Genomic DNA, 14061 nt, shown 5'->3' on the forward strand with positions numbered 1-14061 from the left:
TCAGTTGAATGAAGCTGCTGTCTGTGTGCGTTCCTTCCTGCGATATCGCAATCTCATCAGAACGGCGCTGGCGGGCAACTATCTCCAGTTCGACACGTTGGAGCACGTGTTGGAGGCTGTCCGTGCGGGGGAGCTGGAACGAAGGGGGAAGTCGGATGCTGGATTCTCGTACTCGGTCCATGGGCGCGGGTGTCGGATGGTCGGACCCGATGGAGCTGAGATCGAGATGGACCTACTCCTGGATGGCTCGGAGGCGTTCGACGGCTGGCGCCTGGAGGTATTTGCGCGAAGCATCGGCATGAGCCCCGTTCCGCCTAGGAGCGACCTTATGCGGGAATGCCGTGACCTGATGCAAAAGGGAGTCCTCGATGAGGTAGAGCCAGGATGGTTCCGCCTCATCGAATGACGGGGAATGCTCACCCCACAAAGGCGGTCGATCCGAATAACTGTTCGCCACCTTTGAGGGCCGGTCCATGTCTCATGGATTAGCAAACGGTTTGCCAGAGCTATAGTGCAGGAACGCCACAGTGGCTCTAACGGATTTGTTTCCGTTAGGGCCACTGTGGCGTTTGACGGAAGTAGTTGACGGCAGCATCGGTGGCGTGTGGTCGCAGTCGGCGGGCTGAGCGGTGGTTTAGGCAGAACACGAATTCTCACTGGAGTATTAGGCGGTGTCTCACGTGGTAAGTTTCGCCAGTTTCTTGTAGCAGGTGAGGGCGGCGGCGAGGCCGAGGAAGGTGAGGAAGCGGCTGCCCTTTCGTTCGTAGCGGACGGTGAGGCGGCGGTAGCCGAAGAGTCAGGCGATCGATCTCGCGATCTTCCAGCGGTGCCGGCCGAGTCGTTCGCCGGACTCGATGCCCGGGCGCGCGAGGGCGGCGGCCTGCGTGCCGCTTTGCCGACCGGAGTGACGCGGCGACTCGAGAGCCGACCGACTGTATGAGAGGAGCCCTATCACAGCATGATTTGGCGGGGCTCCTCAGCGGTTTGACGGGCAACGCTGACGACAATGCCAGCAGACGACTGCTGTAGTGGGTGGATCGTCGGTGTCGTCGTTGGTCAGGTCGAGGGCGTGGCCCCGGCATCGATGGCTTGGTATTGGAGGCGGACTCGGACGTGGGCGTGGACACCGCCGGTGACGCCGATGTGGAAGTGATCCCATACCACTCGGTGTGACTGTGAGGGCAACTGGATCGGGGGGGATATCAATCCTGCAATGCTGAACAGGCCAAAGCCATGAACTCTCACGTAGAGCTGCTTACCCAGATCGTTGGGCGGCCCGCCGTGCCTCCCAAGGAAAAGGATTGGGGGGCAACGTTCGAGGCCCTAGGCACCCAGTTGCCTGAAGATTACGTCGACTTGGTGCGTGTGTTTGGCGGAGGGAGGTTCGATGGATACTTCTGGCTTCTCGAGCCTCAATGCTTGAATCAGCACTACGACTTGATTCGCGCATATGCTGAGCGGACCGAGGCTCTTGAGATGCTTCGGGAAGATGGTGAAGAGAAACCTGATGGGCTCGACGCTCCGGGCCGGAGGCTCATTCCCTGGGCTTCGACGGAAAACGGGGAGTTCGCATACTGGATTGCTGCCCCGGAGGTGCATCCGAATGAATGGGGGGGGTTCTGATCGGTGCTGCACGAGAAGAATAGTGGGAAGGTTTCCCTGTAGGATGTGCTGAGTATCTTGAGGGGGTTATCTCGGCCAGGATTAACTCGGCTATTCTGTCTAGCGAATTCCCGAGCTCGGAGCATGAGTTCCGCCCGTCAGTCAGTTTCTAAGGGCTTGCGGGGAAGTAGCACCTTGCGTCCCCGCAAGCCCTTAGGAAAGCCTGGTTGGGCAGGCCTAGAGATGTGTCCCTTGCCGCGGATCGGAAGGGGCCCATCAGGGCAGGGACCCTGCCGCCGCCTCAAGGCCGGAATGCGGCAAGGCGTCGGCGGCGATACCACTCACGGAACTACCTCAAGGAATAACGAATTCGTGATCGAGGTGATCGATTGCCCGATCTCGGAGGGTACGAGTTCGCTGCCCTCCAAGGCGGTCAGCAGGATCAGGATCGGCGAGTTCGCGGAGACGTTCCCGATGGATCTGAGTTTCTGGACGGTGGAGGACTACCTCCAAAGTTGGAATGGTGCGCTGAGGAAGCTAGAAGAGGCTGAGAATTCGACCTCCTGCCTCATCGCCTCAATCACCGATCCGGCGGCCAGTAATTTCGTCTCCTGTTGGCCGATGTATCGAGACGGGGAAGAGGTCTACGTGCAGAACTCGATCATCTTCCTGGACGAACTCCACGAACAGTTCAACCCGCAGGAGCCGTGGTGGTACGTAGAGGCTCGGTCGTCGGTCGACGAGGATGGAAACCGCATCTCTGAGTGGTCGACGAGCACCTCTCAGGTACGGCGGTTCCGTGAGTCCACCTGGGGGCGATAGCTCCCGCGCGTGCGGGCGCAAATCTGAAGCCCCGCCAGGTGCGTCCTGGCGGGGCTTCAGTACGATCTGACGGCAGTAGTTGACGGTAACGTCAGCGGACGAGAACTGCGCTGAGCAGTGGGTCGTCACCGTCGTCGGGCTGGCCTGCGCTCTCGGAGGGGTTACGGAGGGCGTGGCCGGGGATGTCGATAGCGTCGCGTCGGAGGCGGAGCCGGACGTGGGCGTAGACGGTAGCGGTGACGCCGATGTGCGTGTGGCCGAGGATTTCCTTGATCACGACGAGTTCGATGGCCTGTTCCAAGAGCAGGGGTGGCGGTGGAGTGCCGGAGGTCGTGGAATCGGATGCGGTGGAGGTCGGCCTGGGGCGTGGGTGAGGTTGGTCGGGTCGATCGGTCTGCCGCGCGCGGCGGTAAACACGTGTCCGTCGTGCTGCCGTGTGGTGCCCACGGCTCCGCACTCGGCTCCTGCTACGCGGTGGCGCTTCAGCGACTGAACATAGCGGGCGGGGAGGGCGATGTGGCGTTCGGGGCCCGGGTCTTGGTGGGCAGCATGGTGAGCCCGCCTGAGCCCATTCCCCGATGGGGTAGCCGTTCCAGACGGTGGTGACGGGCGGGAGGAAGTGGCCGTGGAGGCAGCCCAGGCCCGCGCGCCGGCGAGCCCTTCCTCGAAGGCGACGTCCTGGTGCGACCAGACCGTGCCCAGGTCGTCCAGCTGCGCGGCGCGCGACGTGTTCAGCTGTCCGGCGTTGTAGTACCGCCGTTGATCGGTCATCCCTCCCGGCCGTGTCGAGTCCCGGAATGGCACGCCGGCGCAGGCTTACCGCCCCCGAAGCGTCTCCACCCGAGCCAGATCCGGGCCCCGATCCGCCGGTAGATCGCCTCCGCCTCGCGCAGGTGGGCCAAGCCCGCGGCGGGGTCCGTGGGGAGGAGGCAGCGAGCCAGGCCCTCCGTCGCGCGGGCCTCCAGCAGGGGGGCGCCGATGTCGCGGGCGGGAGCGAGCGCGTCGCGGAAGGCGGGCAGGGCCGCGCCCGCCTCGCCGTGCCGCAGCAGCAGTTCGGCGCGCGCGAGGACGCTCTCGGTCAGCGCGTGACGATGGCCATACGCGGTGTGCACCCGCGGGCCGCAGCTGTTCGTCATAGCCGCTGGGCTCGCGCTGGGCGCTGTGGTTGCCACGGCCGCGCATGACCAGATCAACGGGCCATGGTCGGCCTTCATCTTCGGCATCGACGCCCCACGACGATCGGGGGGGGGGAACACGCGGCTGCGGACGGTCCGAGCGGGGCGTCGTCGGTGGCCAGGCTGCTGGAGGTGCTCTGTCCGTAAAACCAACCCACCACGCAACCGACGGGCGGCCGCTCACCTCAGGAATCAGCTCATGTAGAGCCTTGGGGCGGCGGCAGCGTACCCGACAGCAGCTGAACCGCAGTGCCTCCCCAAGGCCGCCACCACAGCATGTCGATGATGCCCGGATGGCGGTCCAGAACAGGCTGGATGCCAGCCAGGACCGTGCTGCCATGCGCCGCCTGCCACACGGTTCCGTTCCGACTATCAGGTCGTCTCTCCTGATCAAGCAGGAGCATCACCGGGTAGCCCGCGTCCTTCGCGCCCTTCAACTGCCTGGCGAACTTCCTGGCCAATGCTGTCCCGATGCCTTCACAGATCTGCGCGCTCAGCAGCGGGTTCCCCGTTGAGGTCTGGAAACTGATCAGGGCTACTTGACCGGCCGGGGAGTCGGGAGCGATGAAGACGGACGTGAAACTATCGCTGGTGAAGCAGGGCTCCCCCGAGCTCGCGGCCGCGCGAGCCAGCTCGATGACGGCGGGGTAGTAAGAGCTCGAGTTCTCCCGGGTCTGCGGCTGATACGACACAACGAGAGCGCAGCCATATTGACGCGCGATCTTCTCCAGGGGCCGCTGCAGCGCTCGCTCGCCCTCGTCCGTCGCGGGGACCAAGCGGCCCTCCCGCGAAAGAAGACTGTGTTCCACTGCCCAGTCCACCCCATCAATGGTGACGATCGCGTCGACCGTCAGCGGGTGGTCCGGGATCTGATCGGGGCGGGCAGTCACGGCGGCGGCATAGCCCTGCGCGGTCAGCGCTGCAACGAGACTTGCCAGGGCCTTGTCCTCGTGCTGTTCCTTGTCCAGCATCGAATGCTCCTCCCGGGCTGAACGGGCACCAACCGCGTTCACGACGCGCAACAGCGGTGACGGCCAGTGAAGTTACTCTGACACGGCTCGGTGACTTACCGATAATGTCGGAAATCCCGGACTCTAGCGGACTAGTCGTCGCAAGCTTCAGCAACCAGCGGAAGCTTCGGTCGACCCGCCATGAGGCTCCCGCGTACGGAGGATGTGTTGTCCGCGGACAACACATCCTCCGTACCTATGGCTCGTGCAGTCCGGTCTGCCACCAACATTTACGCTCGTCGACCGACCCCCTGCGCCACGATCGTCTCGAACCGGCCTCCGCCGGGCGCGGATCGGCGCGGGCATCGACCGGGAGCTGCCCGGCCTGTCCGACGGCGAGCGTCGGCGCGTCCGCGAAGGCGTGCGCCACTCTGCCTCTCTTAACCCGGTTAAGGCCTGCCCCGGTACGTGCCGCCACGAGCGAGTACCGAGCCCGGCTGGTTTTACGGCCGTAAAACCAGCTCGTGGGCTCACGGGTCCCGACACGCAACAGCGGCCCCTGTCACCCAGATCGAAGTCCGGGGCGGCGGGGGGCCGTTCCGGGCTGAGGTGTTGAGGTCGATCCTGGCCGGGAGGTCGTCAGGGCCCTTGATGTGTCGACTCCACGGCCGAAAACACGAAGAGCCCCGTTCCCGATACGCGGCCGGGAATGGGGCTCTTCTAGGTGGAGCTAGTGTCAGGGCGCCCAGGTCGCAGGCGCACCCTCGTCAGGGTGGGGAGGGCCGGCGGACACCGCCGGGGCGGCCGGGTGCCGCATGCGGTGACCGGGAAGGCGCCGGGCTCGTTGGCGCCTGTCCGCACCATGCGCCAGTTCCATCCCCCTTGCACCCACACACGCGATCCGGGTGAGGGTGTCGTAAGAAGGCACCCCACGTCACAACAGCGCGCGGGATGCGGAGGATGAGGATCGAGGGGTCGTCGCCGGGGTAGAGGGGCAGGTCCGCCAGCCGTGGACCGGGGCCCATGTACGCGGCGGCGGCCTCGATGACGTCGGCCCACCGCTGGTGCCCGAGGACCAGGAAGCCGATCGGGTAAAGGGCATCGTCGGCCTCGCCCTCGATCCCGGCGACGAACAGGCCCTGGTGGGCGATGAACCCGTGGTCGGCCGCGTCGTCGGCGCACGGCGTCCAGAGCTGTTCGGCGGGGTGCATGGTGCCGTCGTCGCCCTCGCTGGTCTCGATCTCGTACAGGGCCGGGGCGGTCACGCGCTCCCCCCCCCGCGACGGCGGCGTCCAGGAGCGCGACGGCGTCGGCCTCGTACGGGTCGACGAACAGCTGGTGGTCGCTGACGTCGAACGGCGCGTACCGTGTGGAGACGCGGAACCCGGGCACCGCAGTGGTCTCCCGGCCCTCCAGAGCGGCGGTGAGCCGGTCGTAGTCCTGCTGGGCGTGCCGGGTCTGTGTGTACGGGCCGACGCGCAGCAGGGTGTAGCCGTCCAGGCTGTCGTCGCGTCGGCGGGCCTCGATGTAGAGGGCGTAGTGCGCGAGTTCCATGCCGACGTCGTCGGGCAGAGGGAGGTTCGCGGCAGCGTGGGTGAGCATCGCGTGTCCGGGCTGCCAGAAGCCGAGGATCGCGCTGGTCTCGCAGCGCAGCCAGCCGCGTTCGGTGTAGCCGAGCTGGCGGCCGTGGAGGTAGGCCGCGGCGTGCGGGGTGTCGGGGTGGACCAGGGCCACGGCGATCATCTCGGGGCCGTGGTCGTCGCCGGGCCGGGTGTGCGCGCGTTCCACGAACGGCCCGACCCGTACGGCGATGTCCTGGGAGCCACCGGGCGTCCAGGGCTGCGGGTTGCGTACAGCGGTGAGCATCGCGCGGAACTGGTCGACGACGGCCTGGTCCTCGGGGGAGAGGGCGCCGGGGCGGTCCCGCAGCGGCGGAAGATGGGGCGCTTCATCGGGTGGGCTCCTGTTCGGGGTTGCGGTTGGCCGTCGACGGGGCCGGGCTCAGGTAGCGGGCGGCGGTGTTCACGAAGGTGTCGTGGGCGTTCTTCGCGGCGTCGCGGGCGGCGGTCAGGTCTTCGGTGGTGGCGTACGCGTTCCGGATCGCGTAGGTGAGCGTGACCATGTAGTCGGCGGCGGCGCGCACGGCCTGGTCCTCGATGAGGACGCGCAGGGCGACCAACGGGCGGGTGACCGCGCTGCGGGTCATGTGACTCTCGCCGCGCAGGGTCTCGATCCGCTCGGGGCCGACGCCCTTGAGGACTGCGTCGCCGCGCCTCCACATCGCCGTGCGGTGGTCGCTGGCGGCGCAGGCCAGCGCGGTGACGGCTTCCAGCCGGTCGCGGCGGATCGCCTCGCCGTGGCTGACGCGCACCGACCGTTCGGCGGCCCGCTCCGCGAAGCGGCCGCTGACGATCGCGCCCAGCAGGGTGGCGACGATGGTGAGGGCGGCGGTGATGAGGGTGGCTAACACGCGGGTCCTCTCGGTGTGCTGATGGATGGTGAGAACACGGGGAAGCGCCGTACCCCCGGCCTTCCGGCCGGGTACGGCGCTGGGGGATTGCGGTGTGGCTCAGGCGGTCGTGGCCGCGCGGAGGATGTCGGCGTGGTCGAAGGCGAGCCGTTCCGGCAGCGCGTCCAGGGGCCACCAGCGGGCGGTGCGGGCGTCGTGTCCGGCGGTGATCCGGGTGGTTGCGGGGACGAAGGCGGCGTAGGCGACGGTGACGTACCGGCCGCGCGGGTCGCGCTCGGGGGCGTCCCAGGCGCCGATCTGACGCAGGTCGGCGGCGGTCACCTGGACGCCGGTCTCCTCCGTTATGGCTGCACCTTTCCGTGTCTCAACGACAGGATTGCTATGCCTCCAGAAGGCATGTCTCACGAGACGCGAGGACGACTTGCCCCAGCACGAAGCACCCGAAGCCGTGGCCGCACTGCACCGCACCAAGAGTCAGCTGGCGACAGTTCCAACATTGGACATCGACGCCATCGGCGTACTCCAGCGTGCCGGCGTCACCGAACGCCAGCCGTTCTATCTCGGCCCTGACGGTTCGTACGACCTTCACCTCAACAGGTTCCTGCGGGACCTGCCGAGCTGGGGAGTGAGATCCGAGAACGGGATTGATGGGTACGCCTCGGACATCATGCTGCAGTGCCGGTTCCTCCACGAGGCTCGCGGAGGGAAGTCAATCTGGCAGATCGACAGCGAGGACCTGCGTGCTTACAAGTACGCCCGGCTTCACGCCGAAGACCCAGATGACCGGATCACGGGCAGCACCTGGACGCGCACGCTGGCTGCGTTGGACAAGTGGGTGAAGTGGTCTCTCGACGCCGGTCTGCTGGCGAAGGAGCCGTTTCGCTACGTCGACAAGACCGTGATGACGCCGCACGGTCCCAAGCAGGTGCGGGTGAACGCCGAGTCCGAGCCGGGACCCCGGAACACCAAGATGAAGTTCCTGCGACGGCGCGTTCGAAGCGCTTCGGGAGGGGAGAGTGCCGGTGGACATCGTCGCGATTATGGAAGCACTGGCTGAACAGGGCGTAACGGTGCTGTTCAAGGCCGACGCTGAGCGGATGGCAGAGAGGGGCAAGCCTTGGACCTTCGTTGCCAGTGGAGCGCCGTTGCGCGAGGACGTCCTTGTGCGAACCGATGCCGCGTCTGTGGAGCAATGCCTCGCAATGTGCTTGCCCCGCCTGCGTGAGCTGGGCTTTTCGTTCCCTGAGTGAGAGAAGGTGTGACCGAACCGCCGCCCTGGATGTCAGTGCCGACTGCTTACATGAGCCCATGGACACCGTGCACACGACCGCCGCCCTCCTCCCGGACCCCGCCGAGCTCCGCGCGCACCTGCGCGCGCTGGCCGTGCTGGACCAGGCGATCTGCCGCGACCCGCGGTTCTCCCGCTACTCCTTCTCCACCACCTGGGGGCCTGGGACGGAGGCGGCCCTGATGGACAACGGGTCGGGTGACGACTTCTCCGTCCTCTTCACCCCGGCCGGTGTGCTCGTCCGCGGCTTCGACCACGAGTCGGAGATGAGCCCGTACGCCACGGACGACGAACAGGTCTGGCCCGGTGTCATCGACGAGGTGCCCGCCGCGCTGCGCCCGCTCCTGGACGACCCGGCCTTCGTCGACGAGGGTCTCGGCGCCCCGCGGGTCACCGCCTGCCTGTGGTGGGAGACCGGCGGCAGCGCCTGGCACACCGGCTCGGGCATCGAGTTCCCCTCAGGCAGCCCGGACCCGGACGGCTCCGGGCACCTCTTCCGCCTCCTCACCGACCGCTCCCCCGAGGCCGTCCAGGCGCACTTCGAGGAGGACTACGGGCGGCCCGTCCCCCTCGACACCGTCCGCCACGTCCTCGCGGGCCACCCCCTGACCCCCGAAGCCGCCCACGGCCTCAACCCGGCCGCCCTCTCCGACGAGGCCCTGCTTCGCCGGATCGCCGCCGACCCCGAGGTCGAGGCGTACCTCGCCTGCGACGGCGAGTTCGACCTCACGCGGACCGACCCCATCGAGTCGATCGCCCTGCCGGCCGGTCTCCCGGTGGAGCCCGTGGCCGGCTGCAACGCGGGGGGCACCCACTACCTCTGCGGCCCGGCCGGCTCCGACCGCGTCCGCCCCGTCCTCTACACCGACTCCGAGGGCCAGGCCTCTCTCATCGCGGAGTCCCTCGCCGAGGCCCTGACCCTGGCCATCGTCCTCCCCTCCTGGCACGACGCCCTGGCCGGCTTCCGTCCCCCCGCGCTCAACGCCGACTACCTTGAGGACAACCCGGACCACCCCGAGGTCCGCGACCGCCTCCTCGCCGCCCTCCGCCTCCCCCCGGCCACCGAGCCCGAGGTCCTGGCCCGCCTCCTCACCACGGCCGCCCGCACCGTCCCGGACGGCTTCCTCCCTTCGGTCGAGGGCGAGGAGGACGCGGCCTTCGAACCGATGCTCCGTCTGCCGGCCGAGTAGGACAGCCCCGCCGCGCGCCGCCTTCCGGAACCGACGCACCGCTACGGCGAAGCTATGACGCACTGACCGACTGGATGCGCCCGCCCCGCGCGGAGGGCTGTTCGCGGAGGACGTGGACCGCCTCCCCGAGGTTCGGCCCGGCGCATGCCGGATCTTCGGCAGGAGACTTTGGGGTGATCGACCTCAAGGATGCCCGGGGGCGTCCTCCTGTGGTCAGCGCCTGACCCAAGACGTTGCCAACATCTACACCGCAGATGAGACACTTTCCCGTGGGACACAGAAGTTGCTCACATAACCTCCTCCAGCTCGCGGGCCGCTGCGGCGCGGCTCGTCGTTGCCCTGCCGACCGGCCAGACTCGGCCGGCCCAGCACGAAGGACGCCGATGAGCAGCGCCGACGACCCCACCTTCGACGCCCAGGCCGTCGTCCAGCAGATCCTCGACTTCGGTCACGGGCCAAGTGTGGCGAGCCTGCCGGCCCAGCAGCCCAGCCCGCACCAGCGCCAGCGACGGCTGCCGGCCTGCTGCCGGACCTGTTGTCCGACCGTGGGAACGCGAAGCTGTTCGCGACGTTGTACGCCGGGCAGTTCCGGCATGTGGAGGGGCTGGGCTGGTACGTGTGGGACTCCTACCGGTGGAAGCGGACCGGCGGGGAGAAGGCCGCAGTCTGGGCCGCCGGTGACATGGCGGAGGAGATGGCCGCTACCGACCCCACCGGCCGTTTCAGTGACCGTGATCTCGAGGTGCATCGCAAGCGGTCGATGTCGACGCCAGGTATCAAGGCGATGCTCACCCAGGCCAAGGCCTCGCCCCTGCTGGCCCTGGACCCGGACGTCCTGGACGGAGACCCGTACGCGCTGTGCACCCCGGCCGGGGTGGTCGACCTGCGCACCCGCGAGCTGCGCAAGCCCGACCCGGCCCTCGACATGCACTCCCGCGCCACCCACGTCGCCCCCGACCCCATGCCCACTCCCCGCTGGCAGCGCTTCCTCACCGACACCTTCGGCGACGACGCCAAAGGTCAGGAGACCATCGCCTTCCTGCACCTGCTGCTGGGCTACTCCATCACCGGCGACGTCGGCGCCCAGGTCCTGCCATTCCTGTTCGGCACCGGAGCCAACGGCAAATCCGTCCTCCTCGACGTGATGATGCAGATCCTCGGCGACTACGCCCAGGCCGCCCCACCCGGCTTCCTCATGGAGAAGGGCAAGTTCGCCGAGCACTCCACCGAGCTGACCGAGCTCCACGGCCGGCGCATCGTGGTCTGCTCCGAGCTCAAGCCCGACGACAAGTTCGACGAGGCCCGCGTCAAGCTCCTCACTGGCGGGGACCGCATCATGGCCCGCCGCATGCGCCAGGACTACTTCAGCTTCACCCCCACCCACAAGCTGTGGCTGCTCGGTAACCACCGTCCCGAAGTGGGCACCGGCGGCCACGCCTTCTGGCGCCGCATCCGCCTGATTCCCTTCGAGCGCGTGGTGGCCGCCGACCGCAAGATCGACAACCTTGCTGGTGAACTCGTACGAGATGAAGGCCCCGGCATCCTGTACTGGCTGCTGGACGGAGCTCAGCGCTACCTCACCACCCGCGACCCGCTCACCGGCCCCACCACCGTCCGTGTCGCCACCGAGGCGTACGCGACGACCGAAGACCACATCGGCCGCTTCCTCACCGAACGCTGCACCCGCGACCACACCCTGGCCGAGGCCGGTGATCTCCGCGTCGAGCAGGGCCTGCTCTATAGCGCCTACGGTGCCTGGTGCTCGGCCGGCGAAGGCATTCGCCCCGCCACCGCCCGTGCCTTCGCCACCCGCGTCCGCAGCGAACTGGGCCTGGCCTCACCGGCGGAGATGATGAAGTCCAGCGGCAAGAAGTACTACCCCGGCCTCGGCCTCCTGCCCGAAGACACCGACATGACCGAGCCCGGGACGACCGCCGGGAGCGGGCATGGCTGACCCGCGCACTCTGCCCACCCAGTCTGCGCGCACGTACGATGAAAGCCGCGCCGCATCACCCGCCCACCAAAGCCACCTGGCCGCCACCACGGCGCTCACCAGCCACAACGACAGGGACCAGAAGGGGCCGCAACGATGAGCTCGCTACTGCAAGACAGCGAACTGGCCCACGAGGACAATGTCGTCTGGCTCGAGGACACTGACCGCCTCGACTATGTCCGCCAGGCCCTGGACAAAACCACCCGCCGCCGCGGCAAGCCCCGCTACGCTCGCGACGGACGCATGGTCGGCTACACCGAACTCGCCCCCGACGCCGAAGCCGACCCCGACAGCGGCCTGCAACTGCGCCGCGTCTTCTTCCTCCTCCCGCACGACCGCGACAGCGACCCCGACGGCGTCTACCAGCAAGGCGCCCCGGGCGAAGCCGTCGACCCTCGCACCATCGAACCCCGTCGGGTGGGGGAGAAGACGACACGCTCCCAGCGTGGTACCGCGGCGATAGCCTCCAGTCGGTGACGCAGTGCAAGCCAAGTGAGCAAGCAGGCAGCGGCCGCCCTTCGGCATGCCGAAGCGCCTCGTAGTGCTGGTGACGCCCGAGGGATGGCGCCACTCGGTCTTCAGCGCGGACGGCGGGGTGTTGTGCGGGCGTCTGTCCGAAGTAGCGGTCGATGCCGATCCGGACGAGCCACGGGCTGCCGCGGCCGCCATGGTGGCAGGACTCGCACGCGACTTCCACGAAGCTGACATTCACGTGAGCTGGGAACCGGACCACGAGTCCGGGACATGGACCGCACACGTCACCGCTGACTTGTGCTTGGCGCCGGTGGACGAGGGCGGCGCTGGTTATCGAGGACGGTCAGTCGAGACAGTGTCCAGCCGCCGGGGCTCTTCGGCGCCCCGGGGCGTGATGGGGCAGGGCTGTCCGAGAGCGGCCGGGTCCGTGGTCGTTGCACCACGGCCTGGTCATCAGTACCTTCACGGCAATGCTTGCCAGCCTGTTGCCGGGTCTGCGGGACCTGCGTACACCCTTGACGGTGGGCTACCTCTGGCTGATCTGTGGCTGGTTGTGGTTCCACGACGCGTTGCCGCATCGAGCGACCGCGCGGGGAGCGGTGGCAGACCTCTATGACCTCTCTGACGCCCTGCCGTCTGCCACCAGCTTGGCCGTCGTTTCCTTCATCGCCTACTTCCTGGGATCGATCCTTGAGCTTGACGTAGCGGTGAAGCGGTGGCTGGACGTGCGTAGGCTCAGCCGGAGAGCGTGGGAGGCGGTCGCTGACCGGTTTCGCCTTCGCCTTGACCCGACGGCCATGACGTCGGAGTCGTGGGAGGCAGCCGAGGCCGCGTGGAGACGTACGGCTCCAGCGCACACCACCGAGCGGGTGGATCTGCGACGCGCAGCCGAGGGCGAAGAGCTGCCGCAGCAGACGTCCCAGCCGGTCACCATGGTTACCTCTGACCATGGAGTGATGGTCATTTGCCGCATGTCGTCCCACCGCTGGACTGGTGCTGAAATCTGGAAACAGAGTCTCCGAACGGATTCCTCACCGCGCTGGACTGTGTTGAGCGTGCGTAACGGCCCCATGCTGCCCGTGGGCGACCTGACGCTCAACGAGTTGCCCGCCCTGGCGGTCGCGGCGCTCTATGCGCTGTGGGACGAACTTCCGGATCTGGCCACACAGTTGCTCATTGAGCGGCCGGCGGTCTTTGATCGGTACGACCGGCTGCTGGCGGAGGCGTCCATCCGCATCAACATGTTCCTCCCGTCGGCCGTACTCGTGATCACACTGGCAGCGCGCCAGCACGGGCTGTGGTGGCTTGGGCTAGTGGCATGCGCGGCACTTCTCTATCGCGGTCTCGTGCTGCGAGCCCGGGCCGTTGCGGTAGTGCTCGACTCCGTCGCCAACCGATTGATCGAATCACCCACCATGGCGGCGGTGGACGCCGCCGCTCGCGGACCGCGACTCGCTGGTTCATAGGGGTCGGTCAGGCCCCGTCCCGGTCTAGCACAAGCTAGCGATGCTCCCGGCGCCACACGACGATGGCCAGCCGTGCGTACGGCCTCCGTTCTGGCTGAGCTGGCGGCGCCGGTCGTCTGACTGAGGCCGGCTCGGTCCCGGCGCCCGCCACGCCCGTCGGCGGCGGCGTCGCTGTCTGTCTCGGTGCGGCAGGCGAACGTCGAGATCAGCAGCCACCCCCACCACCGCACGGGTGGACCTGTGTGAACAGGCCGCGGAGCCGCTTCGAGAGGCGGGTGGCTTCCGCGGCGAGGTCGTCGTCGAAGCCGACGATCATCTCGAGCACTCACCCGGCCCGCCACGGCACTGATCGCCACATCCACATTACGAAGAGCCTCCCGACCTGCGGTAAGGCCGCCCGGGCCACCAGGTGGCCCGCCACGCCTGGTCCGGCCGCCTGAGAACCCTGCGCTGCCCGGCGCCGAAGTGCAGCCCGGGTCGGCGCCGACCGCTGCGCGCCAACCACCCGCGAGCAGGCCCTCCACGCCCTGAGCCGGGGCGGCGCCGAGGCCGCCCGCGAGCAGGAGTGGGTGGCTGAGCGCCGCGCCCGTATCCAGGAACACACCAGGGCCCTGCCCCGCCCCGCCGGTCC

At 67.9% G+C, this 14061-nt stretch carries 15 protein-coding genes and 1 pseudogene; 9 read left to right on the forward strand and 7 right to left on the reverse strand.

Annotated elements, in window-relative coordinates; genetic code table 11:
* The first annotated feature begins 25 nt into the window (after positions 1-25).
* From BX283_RS39660 to BX283_RS39670, 3 genes are all read left to right on the forward strand, one after another.
* Positions 26-406, forward strand: a complete 381-nt coding sequence (locus BX283_RS39660) for a hypothetical protein (protein WP_101393035.1) — start codon at positions 26-28, stop codon at positions 404-406.
* A gap of 827 nt (positions 407-1233) precedes the next feature.
* Entirely contained in the window at positions 1234-1623 is a 390-nt protein-coding gene (locus BX283_RS40245; protein WP_143676655.1) for an SMI1/KNR4 family protein, read from the forward strand.
* Positions 1624-1974: 351 nt separating this feature from the next.
* Positions 1975-2424, forward strand: coding sequence for a hypothetical protein (locus BX283_RS39670; RefSeq protein ID WP_257584534.1), 450 nt, complete (start codon positions 1975-1977; stop codon positions 2422-2424).
* Positions 2425-2515: 91 nt separating this feature from the next.
* Here the strand turns inward: BX283_RS39670 and BX283_RS42300 are convergent, their stop codons facing one another.
* The 6 genes from BX283_RS42300 to BX283_RS42540 all read right to left on the reverse strand — a co-directional run bounded on the left by BX283_RS42300 (position 2516) and on the right by BX283_RS42540 (position 7487).
* Complete coding sequence (locus BX283_RS42300; RefSeq protein ID WP_306822878.1) at positions 2516-2725, reverse strand: hypothetical protein; 210 nt, start codon at positions 2723-2725, stop codon at positions 2516-2518.
* Positions 2726-3191: 466 nt separating this feature from the next.
* Positions 3192-3560 (reverse strand): hypothetical protein, encoded by a 369-nt coding sequence (locus BX283_RS39680; protein WP_143676656.1) that lies wholly within the window; start codon positions 3558-3560, stop codon positions 3192-3194.
* Positions 3561-3796: 236 nt separating this feature from the next.
* Positions 3797-4570 (reverse strand): hypothetical protein, encoded by a 774-nt coding sequence (locus tag BX283_RS39685; RefSeq protein WP_101393038.1) that lies wholly within the window; start codon positions 4568-4570, stop codon positions 3797-3799.
* 746 nt (positions 4571-5316) lie between these two features.
* Positions 5317-5814 carry a hypothetical protein gene (locus BX283_RS39690; RefSeq protein WP_257584535.1) on the reverse strand — a complete coding sequence of 166 codons (498 nt, stop codon included), beginning with the start codon at positions 5812-5814 and terminating at the stop codon, positions 5317-5319.
* A gap of 683 nt (positions 5815-6497) precedes the next feature.
* Positions 6498-7019, reverse strand: a complete 522-nt coding sequence (locus tag BX283_RS39700) for a hypothetical protein (protein WP_101393039.1) — start codon at positions 7017-7019, stop codon at positions 6498-6500.
* Between the two features lie 99 nt (positions 7020-7118).
* Positions 7119-7487, reverse strand: coding sequence for an NUDIX domain-containing protein (locus BX283_RS42540; protein WP_373979811.1), 369 nt, complete (start codon positions 7485-7487; stop codon positions 7119-7121).
* A 28-nt stretch (positions 7488-7515) separates the two neighbouring features.
* Between BX283_RS42540 and BX283_RS39710 the strand changes: the two genes are divergently transcribed.
* From BX283_RS39710 to BX283_RS40250, 3 genes are read left to right on the forward strand one after another with little or no spacing between them, the layout of a single operon-like run.
* Positions 7516-8076: a site-specific integrase gene (locus tag BX283_RS39710; RefSeq protein WP_257584538.1), complete on the forward strand. Its 561-nt coding sequence runs from the start codon at positions 7516-7518 to the stop codon at positions 8074-8076.
* Entirely contained in the window at positions 8042-8269 is a 228-nt protein-coding gene (locus BX283_RS39715; RefSeq protein ID WP_097963466.1) for a hypothetical protein, read from the forward strand. The genes BX283_RS39710 and BX283_RS39715 overlap by 35 nt, the downstream gene beginning before the upstream one ends.
* A 58-nt stretch (positions 8270-8327) precedes the next feature.
* The gene (locus tag BX283_RS40250; RefSeq protein ID WP_143676657.1) at positions 8328-9497 is read left to right on the forward strand and encodes a hypothetical protein; all 1170 of its coding nucleotides are present in this window, start codon (positions 8328-8330) and stop codon (positions 9495-9497) included.
* Positions 9498-9784: 287 nt separating this feature from the next.
* Here BX283_RS40250 and BX283_RS40990 read toward each other — a convergent pair whose 3' ends face one another.
* A complete protein-coding gene (locus BX283_RS40990; protein WP_180357516.1) occupies positions 9785-9949 on the reverse strand; it encodes a hypothetical protein in 165 nt (54 codons plus the stop codon).
* On the opposite strand from BX283_RS40990, the pseudogene BX283_RS39730 reads away from it, so the two are divergent.
* From BX283_RS39730 to BX283_RS39740, 3 genes and pseudogenes are all read left to right on the forward strand, one after another.
* Positions 9881-11451 (forward strand): annotated as a pseudogene (locus BX283_RS39730) (phage/plasmid primase, P4 family). The gene BX283_RS40990 and the pseudogene BX283_RS39730 overlap by 69 nt on opposite strands.
* 135 nt (positions 11452-11586) lie before the next feature.
* Positions 11587-11967: a DUF6009 family protein gene (locus tag BX283_RS39735; protein ID WP_101393041.1), complete on the forward strand. Its 381-nt coding sequence runs from the start codon at positions 11587-11589 to the stop codon at positions 11965-11967.
* A gap of 467 nt (positions 11968-12434) precedes the next feature.
* Positions 12435-13430 carry a hypothetical protein gene (locus tag BX283_RS39740; RefSeq protein ID WP_143676658.1) on the forward strand — a complete coding sequence of 332 codons (996 nt, stop codon included), beginning with the start codon at positions 12435-12437 and terminating at the stop codon, positions 13428-13430.
* The last annotated feature ends 631 nt before the right edge of the window (positions 13431-14061 follow it).

Source organism: Streptomyces sp. TLI_146 (assembly GCF_002846415.1).
Lineage (GTDB): Bacteria > Actinomycetota > Actinomycetes > Streptomycetales > Streptomycetaceae > Streptomyces.

What these genes read in the sequence shown, in the direction of transcription:
- BX283_RS40250 (WP_143676657.1), top strand. Translation starts at nt 8,328, where the DNA reads ATGGACACCGTGCACACGACCGCCGCCCTCCTCCCGGACCCCGCCGAG.
- BX283_RS39735 (WP_101393041.1), top strand. Translation starts at nt 11,587, where the DNA reads ATGAGCTCGCTACTGCAAGACAGCGAACTGGCCCACGAGGACAATGTC.
- BX283_RS39685 (WP_101393038.1), bottom strand. Translation starts at nt 4,570, where the DNA reads ATGCTGGACAAGGAACAGCACGAGGACAAGGCCCTGGCAAGTCTCGTT.
- BX283_RS40245 (WP_143676655.1), top strand. Translation starts at nt 1,234, where the DNA reads ATGAACTCTCACGTAGAGCTGCTTACCCAGATCGTTGGGCGGCCCGCC.
- BX283_RS39740 (WP_143676658.1), top strand. Translation starts at nt 12,435, where the DNA reads ATGCTTGCCAGCCTGTTGCCGGGTCTGCGGGACCTGCGTACACCCTTG.
- BX283_RS39680 (WP_143676656.1), bottom strand. Translation starts at nt 3,560, where the DNA reads ATGACGAACAGCTGCGGCCCGCGGGTGCACACCGCGTATGGCCATCGT.